We start from the raw sequence: 14,212 nt of genomic DNA, 5'->3' as shown, positions 1-14,212 counted from the left end.
GGCTGGCACGTGGTACGCGGCATTGACGGCCACGACGCGGACGCCATCAAACGTGCGGTGGAAGAAGCGCGTGCTGTTACTGATAAACCGTCGCTGCTGATGTGCAAAACCATCATCGGTTTCGGTTCGCCGAACAAAGCCGGTACCCACGATTCCCACGGCGCGCCGCTGGGCGATGCTGAAATCGCGCTGACCCGCGAAGCGCTCGGCTGGAAATACGCGCCGTTTGAAATCCCGTCTGAAATCTATGCGCAGTGGGATGCGAAAGAAGCCGGTCAGGCCAAAGAAGCGGCGTGGAATGAAAAATTCGCCGCTTACGCCAAAGCCTTCCCGCAGGAGGCCGCGGAGTTCACCCGCCGAATGAACGGCGAACTGCCGTCTGATTTCGATGCCAGAGCGCAGGCGTTTGTGGAAAAACTGCAGGCTAACCCGGCGAAAATCGCCAGCCGTAAAGCGTCGCAGAATGCCATTGAAGCTTTCGGTCCGCTGTTGCCGGAATTCCTCGGTGGCTCCGCTGACCTGGCGCCATCCAACCTGACTCTCTGGTCCGGTTCGAAAGCGATTAACGAAGACACTGCCGGTAACTACATTCACTACGGCGTGCGCGAGTTCGGTATGACGGCAATTGCCAACGGTATCTCGCTGCATGGCGGTTTCCTGCCGTACACCTCAACCTTCCTGATGTTCGTTGAATATGCCCGTAATGCGGTGCGTATGGCGGCGCTGATGAAACAGCGTCAGGTGCTGGTTTACACCCACGACTCCATCGGTCTGGGCGAAGACGGCCCGACGCACCAGCCGGTTGAGCAGGTGGCTTCCCTGCGCCTGACCCCGAACGTCAGCACCTGGCGTCCGTGTGACCAGGTGGAATCCGCAGTGGCGTGGAAATATGGCGTTGAACGTGCAGATGGTCCGACGGCGCTGATCCTCTCCCGTCAGAATCTGGCGCAGCAGGAGCGTACGGCACAGCAACTGGCCGATGTCGCCCGTGGCGCCTACGTGCTGAAAGAGAGTGCCGGTCAGCCGGAACTGATCCTGATCGCTACCGGCTCCGAAGTGGAACTGGCCGTTGCTGCTTATGAAAAACTGACCGCTGAAGGCGTGAAGGCGCGCGTGGTTTCCATGCCATCGACCGACACCTTCGACAAACAGGATGCGGCATACCGTGAATCCGTGCTGCCGAAAGCGGTTTCTGCCCGTGTGGCTATCGAAGCCGGTATTGCGGACTTCTGGTACAAATACGTCGGTCTGAACGGCGCGGTGGTGGGTATGACCACCTTCGGCGAATCGGCTCCGGCAGAGCTGCTGTTTGAAGAATTTGGTTTCACCGTTGACAATGTGGTGGCAAAAGCGAAAGCGCTGCTGTAATCACTCCTGCCCGGCGGCGTTTTGCTTGCCGGGCCTGCATCAAAAGTCATTTCGGATGGCGCTTATGCGTTATCAAGTCTACGGGTTGCGGAATAGGTAGACTGGATAAGCGAGGCGCCATCCGTCATTTAGTTATCCCCCTAATCTTCTGCCTTCTGACCCAACACTCTCTTCTTAGCCACTCGATGAAAACGGCATTGATCCGTGCATGAAAAATATACTGGATATACATCCAGTAAGTTGTATAATAATTCTGCAAATTATCCAGGGTGAGTGTGAGTAAGGAGTGAACCTATGATAATTCCTGGTGAAAATCTCAATTCGCAGCCTGTGCTGGCGACAATCAGCAGCCGTGAAATCGCAAAATTGACAGGCGTGACGCATGGCGAAGTGAAGCGGATGGTGAAAAGTCTGGAAACCGCGCAACGGCTTTCCCAGCCGGTGAACGAGCACCCGTACGAGCGAGAAGGCGAGATGCGACAAGAATTTTTGCTTAATAAACGGGACTCATTGCTGACGGTTTCGCGCCTCTCGCCGACCTTTACGGCAGAAATGCTCGATCGCTGGCAGGAGAAAGAGAAGCTTATCAGTCTGCCCGATTTTACGAATCCTGCTGCCGCAGCACGCGCCTGGGCTGAGCAGTATGAAAAGCGTCAGCGAGCGGAAGAGTTACTTGCTCTCTCAGCCCCAAAGGCGGAGTTCTTTGACCGCTATGTCAGGGTTGAAGAGTCGCTTGGTTTTCGTCAGCTTTGCAAGATGCTGCGCGTGAAAGAGTCTCTGTTCCGGGACTTTTTGCTTGAGCGCAATATTATGCAGCGTGTAAACGGTACGTTGATGCCACAGCCGTACCATATTGACGAAGGTTACTTCACCGTCCATGGCGGCGTCGGGGAAAACAAACGTAGCTGGTCTCAGGCGCGTTTCACCGCGAAGGGCGTGAGGTGGGTGGCCGATCTGTGGGCTAAGCAACTCTCTTCGTTGCCGGTTGAGATGCCGCGCGCAGAACGCAGTGAGCCAAAGACGCCGGAGCAGAGCTGGTTTTAATCAGCGCCAGAAAGGATTTTGCCTTTCTTCATCAGCCGATCATGCAGGGACGCTTTGTTGCGCTCATTCTCTTTCTGTCAGTTATTTTCCTCACGAAAGTACCTTTTGGCGCGCTAATTATTCCTGCGAAAATGTGATGCAAGTCAGATTACTGGCGAAACCGTCTGGACAATCATTCCTTTTATTCCTTGTTTCGCTTATTCTAGCTGAAGCGTTTCAGTCGATTAAATGTTCGACAATTAACCAAACAGACGCAGTTTAAGGCAGGCGAGGATTCCCCTTATGTGGTGGCTGGATTACTCTGTCATCCACTTCAGGCCAGCTAGCCTTGCAGGAGAATTATGACCGTACGCATAGCGATTAATGGTTTCGGTCGCATTGGGCGCAACGTGGTTCGTGCTTTATATGAATCCGGGCGTCGGGCGGAAATCACCGTGGTGGCAATCAATGAACTGGCCGATGCTGTGGGCATGGCGCATTTATTGAAATATGACACCAGCCACGGGCGTTTTGCCTGGGATGTTCACCAGGAGCGCGAGCAACTGTTTGTGGGCGACGACGTAATTCGCATCCTGCATGAGCGCTCAATTGCGGCGCTGCCGTGGCGCGAACTGGGCGTCGATGTGGTGCTCGACTGTACCGGCGTATACGGCAACCGTGAGGATGGCGAGGCGCATCTGGCGGCGGGCGCGAAAAAAGTACTCTTTTCCCATCCTGGCAGCCACGATCTCGACGCAACGATTGTTTTCGGCGTCAACCAGGAAACCCTTCGCTCTGAAGACCTTCTGGTCTCTAATGCCTCCTGTACGACAAACTGTATTATTCCGGTCATAAAACTGCTCGACGATGCTTATGGCATTGAGTCGGGAACGGTGACAACCATTCACTCCGCGATGCATGACCAGCAAGTGATTGACGCTTACCACCCCGATCTGCGGCGTACGCGCGCGGCCAGCCAGTCGATCATTCCGGTAGATACCAAACTGGCGGCGGGCATCACGCGAATTTTCCCGCAGTTTAATGACAGATTTGAAGCGATAGCGGTGCGCGTACCGACAATTAATGTGACCGCGATCGATCTGAGCGTAACGGTGAAGAAACCTGTAAAAGCTATGGAAGTCAACATGTTGCTGCAAAAAGCAGCGCGTGGGACATTTCATGGTATAGTTGATTATACGGAATTACCGTTGGTTTCAACCGATTTTAACCACGATCCGCACAGCGCCATTGTTGATGGCACACAGACGCGGGTAAGTGGTGCGCACCTTATTAAAACCCTTGTGTGGTGCGACAACGAATGGGGCTTTGCTAACCGGATGCTCGACACGACGTTAGCAATGTCGGCTATTGGTTTCAGGTAGGGCGCGACAGCGCTCGCAAAACTTTAAGAATCATTGAGAGGATTCACCATGTCTGTAATTAAGATGACCGATCTGGATCTGGCTGGTAAACGCGTTTTCATCCGTGCTGATCTGAACGTGCCGGTTAAAGATGGCAAAGTCACCAGCGACGCGCGTATTCGTGCTTCCCTGCCAACTATCGAACTGGCGCTGAAGCAGGGTGCGAAAGTGATGGTAACTTCCCACCTGGGTCGTCCGACCGAAGGCGAGTACAACGAAGAATTCTCTCTGCTGCCGGTTGTTAACTATCTGAAAGACAAACTCTCCAACCCGGTACGTCTGGTTAAAGATTACCTGGAAGGCGTTGAAGTTGCTGCCGGTGAACTGGTCGTTCTGGAAAACGTTCGCTTCAACAAAGGCGAGAAGAAAGACGACGAAGCGCTGGCGAAAAAATACGCTGCGCTGTGCGACGTATTCGTGATGGACGCATTCGGTACTGCTCACCGTGCGCAGGCTTCTACTCACGGTATCGGCAAATTCGCTGACGTAGCTTGCGCCGGCCCGCTGCTGGCTGACGAACTGGACGCGCTGGGTAAAGCGCTGAAAGAACCGGCTCGTCCGATGGTTGCTATTGTTGGCGGTTCTAAAGTTTCCACTAAACTGACCGTTCTGGATTCGCTGTCCAAAATTGCTGACCAGTTGATCGTTGGTGGCGGTATCGCTAACACCTTCGTTGCTGCTCAGGGCCACAACGTAGGTAAATCCCTGTACGAAGCGGATCTGGTTGATGAAGCAAAACGTCTGCTGAGCACTTGCGATATTCCGGTTCCGACTGATGTTCGCGTTGCTAGCGAGTTCTCTGAAACTGCAACGGCAACCCTGAAATCCGTAAATGACATCAAAGATGATGAGCAAATTCTGGATCTGGGCGATGCATCTGCTGAAAAACTGGCTGAAATCCTGAAAAATGCCAAAACTATTCTGTGGAATGGTCCGGTTGGCGTGTTTGAATTCCCGAACTTCCGTAAAGGTACTGAAATCGTGGCTAACGCTATCGCCGACAGCGACGCGTTCTCCATCGCAGGCGGCGGTGACACTCTGGCTGCTATCGACCTGTTCGGTATCGCTGACAAGATTTCCTACATCTCTACTGGCGGCGGCGCATTCCTCGAATTCGTGGAAGGCAAAGTTCTGCCTGCAGTAGCCATGCTCGAAGAGCGTGCTAAGAAGTAAAATTGTTCAGGCGGGATAACCCCGCCTGATTTTCAAAACGATTCAATTGTTGCTCTAAATAATTCGCGCTGCCAGAAGACGGTGACACGCAGCGAAACTCCAAAAACTCGCCATAGTGAGTAACTGGAGGCGCGAGAGAAGCCAGCGCACTGGCAGCACGAATTATGACGAGCTGAAACGGCCGAAGATACAGGACTACGTACATGTCTAAAATTTTTGATTTCGTAAAACCTGGCGTGATCACTGGTGATGACGTTCAGAAAGTGTTCCAGGTAGCTAAAGAAAACAACTTTGCTCTGCCAGCGGTTAACTGCGTGGGTACTGATTCCATCAACGCCGTTCTGGAAGCTGCTGCCAAAGTTAAAGCGCCGGTTATCGTTCAGTTCTCTAACGGCGGTGCTGCGTTTATTGCCGGTAAAGGCGTGAAAACTGACGTGCCTCAGGGCGCGGCAATCCTCGGCGCAATCTCTGGTGCGCACCATGTTCATCAGATGGCAGAACATTACGGCGTGCCGGTTATTCTGCACACTGACCACTGCGCGAAAAAACTGCTGCCGTGGATTGACGGTCTGCTGGACGCGGGTGAAAAACACTTCGCAGCAACCGGTAAACCGCTGTTCTCTTCTCACATGATCGACCTCTCTGAAGAGTCTCTGGAAGAGAACATTGCCATCAGCTCCAAATATCTGGCGCGCATGTCCAAAATGGGCATGACTCTGGAAATCGAACTGGGTTGCACCGGTGGTGAAGAAGACGGCGTGGACAACAGCCACATGGACGCTTCTGCACTGTACACCCAGCCGGAAGACGTTGATTACGCCTACACTGAGCTGAACAAAATCAGCCCGCGTTTCACCATCGCGGCTTCCTTCGGTAACGTACACGGTGTCTACAAACCGGGTAACGTGAAACTGACCCCGACTATCCTGCGCGACTCTCAGGAATATGTTTCCAAAAAACATAACCTACCGCACAACAGCCTGAACTTCGTATTCCACGGCGGTTCCGGTTCTACTGCTCAGGAAATCAAAGACTCCGTAAGCTACGGCGTTATCAAAATGAACATCGATACCGACACCCAATGGGCGACCTGGGAAGGTATCCTGAAGTACTACAAAGAAAACGAAGGCTACCTGCAGGGCCAACTGGGCAACCCGAAAGGTGCTGACCAGCCGAACAAAAAATACTACGATCCGCGTGTATGGCTGCGTGCAGCGCAGACCAGCATGGTGACTCGTCTGGAGCAGGCTTTCAAAGAACTGAACGCAGTAGACGTTCTGTAATTTTCGCTGCTTTATCTGAAAAGGCCCGCATTTTGCGGGTCTTTTTTATTGCCATTTCAATAAGCTGGCGTAGAGCACAAAGTGTGATCGACTTGGCGTAAATGCGGCTTTTTGTTTACCCTTTAGGGATCTCTCCTTGCTCGAAGGGGTGGTTTTCCCATTTTGGAACAACATAAGGAAGCACGAATGGAAGATCTTAACGTTGTTGACAGCATTAACGACGCAGGTTCGTGGCTGGTGAACAATCAGGCGCTGCTGTTGAGCTATGCCGTTAACATTGTGGCGGCTATCGCCATCATTATTGTCGGTATGATTGTGGCGCGTATTGTCTCGAATACGGTTAATCGCGTGATGGTTGCGCGACACATCGACGCCACCGTAGCTGATTTTCTCTCCGCGCTGGTGCGCTATGGCATTATCGCCTTTACCCTGATTGCCGCGCTGGGTCGCGTTGGTGTGCAAACAGCCTCAGTGATTGCCGTACTGGGTGCCGCCGGTTTAGCCATCGGTCTGGCGTTGCAGGGTTCGCTTTCGAACCTCGCGGCTGGCGTGCTGCTGGTGACTTTCCGCCCGTTCCGTTCGGGGGAGTATGTCGATTTGGGCGGCGTTGCCGGAACCGTGTTGCAGGTGCAGATTTTCTCCACCACTATGCGTACGGTGGACGGGCGTATCGTGGTGATCCCGAATGGTAAAATCATTGCCGGAAATATCGTGAACTTCTCGCGTGAGCCGGTACGTCGCAACGAATTTATTATCGGCGTGGCTTACGATTCTGATATTGACCAGGTGAAACGCATTCTGACTGACATTATCCAGGCTGATGAACGCATCATCAAAGATCGCGAAATGACGGTGCGTCTGAATGAACTGGGACCGTCCTCCATTAATTTTGTGGTGCGTGTCTGGAGTAAGAGCAGCGATCTGCAAGCCGTTTACTGGGATGTGCTGGAACTGATCAAACGTCGCTTTGACGAGAATGGCATCAGCTTCCCGTTCCCGCAGATGGACGTAAACCTCAAGCGTTCTCACGAGCAGACAGAGCAGTAAGATGCGGGCCGGCATCGCCGGCCTTCTTTTTACTCATCAACATTAGTATTGCTACTTAACGATTAAAATTATCAATTTCCGCTAATGATGTTCCCGCGCTATAGTCTGCTTCCGAAACAATTTGATGGAATTACGACGTGTTATCCTATTACTTTCAAGGTCTTATGCTTGGAGCTGCGTTGATCCTGCCGCTTGGGCCGCAAAACGCCTTTGTGATGAACCAGGGGATCCGCAGGCAGTATCACATCATGACCGCCTTTTTATGCACGATGAGCGATGTGGCGCTGATCTGTGCTGGCGTGTTTGGCGGTAGCGCGTTGTTGATGCAATCCCCGTGGCTGCTGGCGCTGGTAACCTGGGGCGGCGTGGCGTTTCTGCTATGGTACGGTTTTGGCGCACTGAAAACGGCACTGGGCAGTAATCTGGAACTGGCAAGCACTGAAGCGTTACGCCAGGGGCGCTGGCGTATCATTGCGACCATGCTGGCGGTAACCTGGCTTAATCCGCATGTCTATCTCGACACTTTTGTGGTGCTGGGTAGCCTTGGCGGCCAACTGGATGCGGAGCCAAAGCGTTGGTTCGCGCTGGGCACGATGAGCGCTTCTTTCCTGTGGTTCTTCAGCCTTGCGTTGCTCGCCGCCTGGCTTGCTCCTCGTTTGCGCACGGCGAAAGCGCAGCGGGTAATCAACACCGTGGTCGGGTTGGTGATGTGGTTTATTGCCTTCCAGCTTGCGTGTGAAGGTATCCGTCATGTGCAGAGATTATTCAGTTAGGGTAAGTCCGATGGACAATTCACGCTGAGCCGCTAAGCTTGCTGCCAAGGCGTCTGCGTATTCGGACGTATTAACGCAACATGGAGGAGCAACTGTGAAATTTAAAGTGATGGCCCTGGCGGCGGCAGTCGGTTTTAGTGCAATGGCAGTACAGGCAAACGAATTGCCTGACGGCCCGCATATTGTCACCTCAGGCACGGCAAGCGTGGATGCGACTCCGGATATTGCCACGCTGGCGATCGAAGTGAACGTCGCCGCAAAAGACGCCGCATCAGCGAAAAAACAGGCCGATGACCGCGTTGCGCAATACCTGAGTTTTCTTGAGAAAAATGGTATCGCCAGAAAAGACATTAATTCCGCAAACTTACGCACCCAGCCAGATTACGACTACCAGAACGGCAAAAGCATCCTGAAAGGCTACCGCGCTGTGCGTACGGTTGAAGTGACGTTGCGCGAGCTGGATAAACTTAACTCACTGCTGGATGGCGCGCTGAAAGCGGGTCTGAACGAGATTCGCTCCGTGTCGCTGGGCGTTGCGCAAGCGGAGTCCTTCAAAGATAAAGCGCGCAAAGCGGCGATTGATGATGCGACCCGTCAGGCGCAGCAGCTGGCCGCCGGTTTCAATGCCAAACTCGGCCCGGTTTACAGCATTCGCTACCATGTTTCTAATTATCAGCCCAGCCCAATGGTCCGGATGATGAAAGCGGATGCCGCGCCGGTTTCCGCCCAGGAAACCTACGAGCAGCCGACGATTCAGTTTGACGATCAGGTTGATGTGGTATTCCAGCTTGAGCCTGCTCAGGCTGAGCAGCCGGCAGCGACTGCGGCGAAGTAAAGTTGCTCATCCTCTCCCCTGTCGGGGAGAGGTTCGCTGTTCAATCCTGCCTTAATACCCGGTGTCCATACTCCAGCAGCGCATCCGTCACGTTGCGCATCATCCGACTTTCCGGCGCAAAACGGTGCCAGTAGAGCATACGGCGCTGTAACAGGCCTGGCGTCAGATCGATCAAATCGCCGCTCTTCAATTCTTTCTCGATTTGCAGGTGCGGGATCATACAGCAGGTCGTGCCCTGGCGCGCCAGTTGCACAAACGCTTCCGATGAATTCACGATATGGCAGGGCACGCTGCCCGGCGGTAAATCGAAATACTGCTGCAAAAATGCCTGATGCATATCATCCAGATGGTCGAACGCTACCGCCGGAGCTTTTAACAGCGCGGAACGGGTCACGCCGTTAGGAAAGTAGCGTTCGGCGAACTCTCTGGAACCGACAAACAGATAATCCAGCGCACCAAGTTGATCGACAAGGCAGCTCGGCAGCGCCTGCGGCTGAATACTGACCGCACCAACCACCTCGCCGCGACGCAGTCGCTCCTGGGTGCGGGTTTCATCCTCAACCTGCAAGTTCAGCCGAATGGGTGAATCCACCAGCACCGGTGCCAGCGCAGGCAGCAGCCAGGTTGCCAGGCTGTCGGCGTTGACCGCCAGCGACAGCAGCAGCGGCGTCGAGCCTGTTTGCTCATCGCCCAGCCACTCTTCTTCCAGCAGCTCGACCTGACGCAACAGCGCCAGCAGTTTTTGCCCTTGTTCGGTGGGACGCGGCGGAACAGTACGAACCAGTAATGGCTGGCCGAACATGTTTTCGAGCTGTTTTATGCGCTGCGACACGGCGGACTGAGTAATACACAGTTTTTGCGCGGCGCGCTCAAACCCACGCTCACGAATGACCGCATCAAGCGCCTGTAATGTTCTGTAGTCCGGACGTTTCATTGCTCGGCCAATCTCCTGAAAAATGATTACTCAGCACTATGACATAAATTTTTATTAGAATCAGACGAAATTGGACGTCGCGTAATGTGACACGGGTCACAGGGACATTTAGGCGAAGGGTGGTCTATAATGCGCCTGAAATTTCACACCACAGGCGAACGACCATGACGCAGGATGAACTCAAAAAAGCAGTGGGCTGGGCGGCACTCAAGTATGTTGAGCCCGGAACCATTGTCGGCGTAGGCACTGGCTCCACTGCGGCGCACTTTATTGATGCGCTCGGCACGATGAAAGGCCAGATCGAAGGCGCGGTTTCCAGTTCGGATGCCTCCACCGCGAAACTGAAAAGTCTTGGCATTACCGTGTTCGATCTCAATGCAGTGGATAAATTGGGTATCTACGTTGATGGCGCGGACGAAATCAACGGCCAGATGCAGATGATCAAAGGCGGCGGCGCAGCGCTGACGCGCGAGAAAATTATCGCCTCGGTAGCGGATAAATTTATCTGTATCGCTGATGCATCCAAGCAGGTTGATATCCTGGGGAAATTCCCGCTGCCGGTGGAAGTTATCCCGATGGCTCGCAGCGCCGTTGCGCGTCAACTGGTGAAGCTGGGCGGGCGCCCGGAATATCGTCAGAATGTTGTCACCGATAACGGCAACGTGATCCTCGACGTTTATGGGCTGGAGATCATCGATCCGATTGCGCTGGAAAACAGCATCAATAGCATCCCGGGCGTAGTCACTGTAGGGTTATTCGCCAATCGTGGCGCGGATGTGGCGCTGATCGGCACCGCCGACGGTGTGAAAACCATCATAAAATGATCTGACGGGGAGGCGCTCGCCTCCCTGTAAAAAAACGCGATCGGCAAATTTGGTGATATGTGTCACATTTATCGGCTGGCTATGCACTACCTGCCATCATTCCTCGCTTTACCAGCATTTTTATCTGCCATTTCCCGCTGGATGACATTTCTTCAGAGTGTGCACGCAAACGTTCATATTGCTGCAATAGTTTTTTTTGATATGTTGACTGAAGAAAACTGCATTTCGCACAACATCACAGTCAAGACAAAAAACAGGGTCGGGTAAATGGCAAAGGTATCACTGGAGAAAGACAAGATTAAATTTCTGCTCGTCGAAGGGGTGCACCAGAAAGCGCTGGATAGCCTCCGCGCGGCGGGTTATACCAACATTGAATTCCACAAAGGCGCGCTGGACACTGAGCAGCTTAAAGAGTCCATCCGTGATGCCCACTTTATCGGCCTGCGATCCCGTACTCAACTGACCGAAGATGTTATCGCTGCGGCGGAAAAATTAGTCGCGGTGGGCTGTTTCTGTATTGGTACTAACCAGGTGAATCTGGACGCTGCTGCAAAGCGTGGTATTCCGGTGTTCAATGCGCCGTTCTCCAACACTCGTTCCGTGGCGGAACTGGTTATTGGCGAACTGTTGCTGCTGATGCGCGGTATTCCTGAAGCGAACGCGAAAGCGCACCGCGGTATCTGGAACAAACTGGCGGTCGGTTCCTACGAAGCGCGCGGTAAAAAGCTTGGCATTATCGGCTATGGCCATATCGGTACGCAGTTGGGCATTCTGGCGGAATCGCTGGGGATGCACGTCTTCTTCTACGATATTGAAAGCAAGCTGCCGCTGGGCAACGCCACGCAGGTACAGCATCTTTCCGATTTGCTGAACATGAGCGATGTGGTGAGTCTGCATGTGCCGGAAACGCCGTCAACCAAAGATATGATTGGCGTTGAAGAGCTGAGATTGATGAAGCCGGGCGCGCTACTGATCAATGCTTCTCGCGGCACGGTGGTCGATATTCCGGCGCTGTGCGATGCGCTGAAAAGCAAACATCTGGCCGGTGCGGCAATTGACGTCTTCCCGACGGAACCCGCCACCAACAGCGACCCGTTTGATTCCCCGCTGTGCGAATTTGACAACGTGCTGCTGACGCCGCACATCGGCGGTTCAACGCAAGAAGCGCAGGAAAATATCGGTCTTGAAGTGGCTGGTAAACTGATTAAATATTCTGACAACGGTTCTACGCTGTCGGCTGTTAACTTCCCGGAAGTTTCTTTGCCGATGCACGGTGGCCGTCGCTTGCTGCACATCCACGAAAACCGTCCTGGCGTGCTGACTGCACTCAACCAAATCTTCGCCAGCCAGAATATCAACATCGCGGCGCAGTACCTGCAAACAACGCCGTATATGGGTTATGTGGTGGTTGATATCGAAGCGGATGAAGACGTCGCGCAAAAAGCGTTGCAGAGCATGAAAGCGATTCCCGGTACGATTCGCGCCCGCCTGCTGTTCTGATAAGTAGTGTGTTTTCCTCTCCCGCAAGGGAGGGGGAAACCTGTTACCACTCCCACACTTTTGATGGCGTGACTACCGCGGGTAGCGGAATATCCCACTCTTCCACCGGCAGGGCCTGAACACCCTGACAGTCATGCGCGTAACCCACGGGTTGTAAGTTGTAAGCGCGCCAGTTTTGCAGTGTGCGATCGTAAAAACCGCCACCCATACCTAAACGTTGGCCCTGTTCGTCGAACGCCACCAGCGGTGTAACCAATACATCCAACTGATTAAGCGGCAGGACATCGCGCACGTCCAGCTTCGGTTCCTGAATCTTCAGGCGATTAATCACCAGTTCGCTGTGCGGGTGGTAATGCAGAAAGAGCAGATTGCCCGGGCTAAACGGGTGCAGCACCGGCAGGTAAACCCGTTTTCCGCTGCGCCAGAGCTGTTCAATCAATGGCTGGGTATCCAGTTCACCGTCGAAAGAGAGAAACAGCGCCACAGTATGCGCCATCACGACGGGCGGATACGCCATCATGCGCGCGGCGGCCTGCTGGGCAAAATGCGCCTGCTGCTCGCTGCTTAGCGCACGCCGACGCTGGCGGATAAGTTTGCGGATTTCTTGTCGTGAAGAGGGAAAATCAGGAAGTTGCGTCATGGTTTTGGGTAGAAGAAAAAGAAGGGAATCTCCGAGATGCCGCCGCAGGCTGTAACCCTTGAACCCTTGGTTCAAGGTGAATGCGTCGTCATGATTTTAAGGCTTCTCGGACGGACCGAGCATGCTCACCAACCATGGATCGCCACATTCTTGTGGTATGAAATATCGGCTCAGGGGACTGGCCCGCTTGCAAACATCTCAGAGAAATTTTGTCTTCACGATCACTCTACCACAGTTGATCCTGAAGTGTTATTCAAACTTAGGCCCCGGCCTGTCTGTTATGCGACCCTGATCAAGCAATGCCTGTTCGATGGTCTGCTGTAACATTCGGATACGCTGTTCCATGTTGGCTGCGTACTCGCGGGTTTTTGCCTTTTCCTGAGTCAGCTCGTAGCTGATGTTCAACGCGGCGATAAACACCAACTGCTCAGTATTTGTGACTCTAGTGCGAACTTTCAGATCTTGCAACCGCTGATTCAGATCCTCCGCAGCCTGGTTAAGAGCGTCCCTCTGTTCAGGCGGGCAGTTCACTCGCAGTGAACGACCAAAAATTTGGATATCGACGGGTTGTGCAGACATGCCACCTTCCTGCTGTTTGACTGCGCTCTGCCTTCGCATCCGAGTCCTGGGCTGCGAAGGGGCGACACTATAAGCTAGCCTGGTGAGCACTTTCAAGTTTTTTGCGTCTATACCTTAATTACTCATGCCACATGCAATGGCATGTAACGTGAAGTATCACGGGTATATCACCAGGGGCCAAAGTGGTAGCATATCATGAATATTCCCACCAACGACGACGAATGCGTATGTCTATACAGAACGAAATACCTGGTTACAACGATGTAGGCCAGTTGCTCAACCAACAGGGCGTGGGGCTGCTTCCTGCCGAAATGCATGGGCTTATCGCGGGGATGATCTGCGGTGGCAACAATGACAGCTCCTGGCAGCCGTTGCTGCATGATTTAACTAACGACGGGCTGGCTTTTGGTCATGAGCTGGCACAGGCGCTGCGGGCAATGCATGCGGCAACCAGCGATTCACTGGAAGACGACGGCTTTCTGTTCCAACTCTATTTGCCGGAAGGCGATGACGTCAGCGTTTTCGACAGAGCTGATGCGCTGGCCGGCTGGGTAAACCATTTCCTGCTCGGGTTAGGCGTCTCGCAGCCGAAGCTCGACAAAGTGACTGGTGAAACCGGCGAAGCGATTGATGATTTGCGTAATATCGCGCAACTGGGTTATGACGAAGAAGAAGATCAGGAAGAGCTGGAAATGTCGCTTGAAGAGATCATCGAATACGTCCGCGTTGCTGCGCTGCTGTGCCACGACACGTTCACGCATCCGCAGCCGACCGCGCCGGAAGTGCGTAAGCCGACGTTACATTAATTCGTC

The 14,212-nt window shown here is 53.5% G+C and carries 14 protein-coding genes and 1 other RNA gene; 11 read left to right on the top strand and 4 right to left on the bottom strand.

Annotated elements, in window-relative coordinates; all coding sequences use genetic code 11:
- From C0557_RS21285 to C0557_RS21250, 8 genes are all read left to right on the top strand, one after another.
- The coding region (locus C0557_RS21285; protein WP_208660812.1) for a transketolase at window positions 1-1,368 on the top strand (1,368 nt) is incomplete at its 5' end.
- A 294-nt stretch (window positions 1,369-1,662) separates the two neighbouring features.
- Entirely contained in the window at window positions 1,663-2,412 is a 750-nt protein-coding gene (locus tag C0557_RS21280; RefSeq protein ID WP_208660810.1) for a phage antirepressor KilAC domain-containing protein, read from the top strand.
- Between the two features lie 341 nt (window positions 2,413-2,753).
- Entirely contained in the window at window positions 2,754-3,773 is a 1,020-nt protein-coding gene (epd, locus tag C0557_RS21275; RefSeq protein ID WP_208660808.1) for an erythrose-4-phosphate dehydrogenase, read from the top strand.
- A 48-nt stretch (window positions 3,774-3,821) separates the two neighbouring features.
- Window positions 3,822-4,985: a phosphoglycerate kinase gene (pgk, locus tag C0557_RS21270; RefSeq protein WP_208660806.1), complete on the top strand. Its 1,164-nt coding sequence runs from the start codon at window positions 3,822-3,824 to the stop codon at window positions 4,983-4,985.
- A 203-nt stretch (window positions 4,986-5,188) separates the two neighbouring features.
- A complete protein-coding gene (gene fbaA / locus C0557_RS21265; RefSeq protein WP_074772841.1) occupies window positions 5,189-6,268 on the top strand; it encodes a class II fructose-bisphosphate aldolase in 1,080 nt (359 codons plus the stop codon).
- A 186-nt stretch (window positions 6,269-6,454) separates the two neighbouring features.
- The gene (gene mscS, locus C0557_RS21260) at window positions 6,455-7,315 is read left to right on the top strand and encodes a small-conductance mechanosensitive channel MscS (RefSeq protein WP_074772844.1); all 861 of its coding nucleotides are present in this window, start codon (window positions 6,455-6,457) and stop codon (window positions 7,313-7,315) included.
- 137 nt (window positions 7,316-7,452) lie between these two features.
- Window positions 7,453-8,088, top strand: coding sequence for an arginine exporter ArgO (argO, locus tag C0557_RS21255; RefSeq protein ID WP_208660804.1), 636 nt, complete (start codon window positions 7,453-7,455; stop codon window positions 8,086-8,088).
- Window positions 8,089-8,182: 94 nt separating this feature from the next.
- The gene (locus C0557_RS21250) at window positions 8,183-8,923 is read left to right on the top strand and encodes an oxidative stress defense protein (protein WP_074772849.1); all 741 of its coding nucleotides are present in this window, start codon (window positions 8,183-8,185) and stop codon (window positions 8,921-8,923) included.
- A gap of 40 nt (window positions 8,924-8,963) precedes the next feature.
- On the opposite strand, the gene argP is transcribed toward C0557_RS21250, so the two are convergent.
- Window positions 8,964-9,857 (bottom strand): DNA-binding transcriptional regulator ArgP, encoded by an 894-nt coding sequence (argP, locus tag C0557_RS21245; RefSeq protein ID WP_007370232.1) that lies wholly within the window; start codon window positions 9,855-9,857, stop codon window positions 8,964-8,966.
- A 164-nt stretch (window positions 9,858-10,021) separates the two neighbouring features.
- Between argP and rpiA the strand changes: the two genes are divergently transcribed.
- Both rpiA and serA read left to right on the top strand, forming a co-directional pair.
- Window positions 10,022-10,681: a ribose-5-phosphate isomerase RpiA gene (gene rpiA / locus C0557_RS21240; protein ID WP_208660802.1), complete on the top strand. Its 660-nt coding sequence runs from the start codon at window positions 10,022-10,024 to the stop codon at window positions 10,679-10,681.
- Between the two features lie 267 nt (window positions 10,682-10,948).
- Window positions 10,949-12,181, top strand: coding sequence for a phosphoglycerate dehydrogenase (gene serA / locus C0557_RS21235; RefSeq protein WP_074772855.1), 1,233 nt, complete (start codon window positions 10,949-10,951; stop codon window positions 12,179-12,181).
- Between the two features lie 43 nt (window positions 12,182-12,224).
- Here the strand turns inward: serA and C0557_RS21230 are convergent, their stop codons facing one another.
- The 3 genes from C0557_RS21230 to zapA all read right to left on the bottom strand — a co-directional run bounded on the left by C0557_RS21230 (window position 12,225) and on the right by zapA (window position 13,400).
- Window positions 12,225-12,821, bottom strand: a complete 597-nt coding sequence (locus C0557_RS21230; protein ID WP_007370235.1) for a 5-formyltetrahydrofolate cyclo-ligase — start codon at window positions 12,819-12,821, stop codon at window positions 12,225-12,227.
- Between the two features lie 24 nt (window positions 12,822-12,845).
- Window positions 12,846-13,029, bottom strand: a non-coding RNA gene (ssrS, locus tag C0557_RS21225) — 6S RNA.
- Window positions 13,030-13,070: 41 nt separating this feature from the next.
- Window positions 13,071-13,400 (bottom strand): cell division protein ZapA, encoded by a 330-nt coding sequence (gene zapA, locus C0557_RS21220; protein WP_035889588.1) that lies wholly within the window; start codon window positions 13,398-13,400, stop codon window positions 13,071-13,073.
- Window positions 13,401-13,627: 227 nt separating this feature from the next.
- Between zapA and C0557_RS21215 the strand changes: the two genes are divergently transcribed.
- Entirely contained in the window at window positions 13,628-14,206 is a 579-nt protein-coding gene (locus C0557_RS21215; protein WP_007370237.1) for a YecA family protein, read from the top strand.
- Window positions 14,207-14,212 lie beyond the last annotated feature (6 nt).

The sequence above is a fragment of the Kosakonia sp. MUSA4 genome (assembly GCF_013085925.1).
GTDB lineage: Bacteria > Pseudomonadota > Gammaproteobacteria > Enterobacterales > Enterobacteriaceae > Kosakonia > Kosakonia sacchari_B.
The sequence above is the reverse complement of the archived record's forward strand: the minus strand, read 5'-3'. Positions and strand labels throughout refer to the sequence as shown.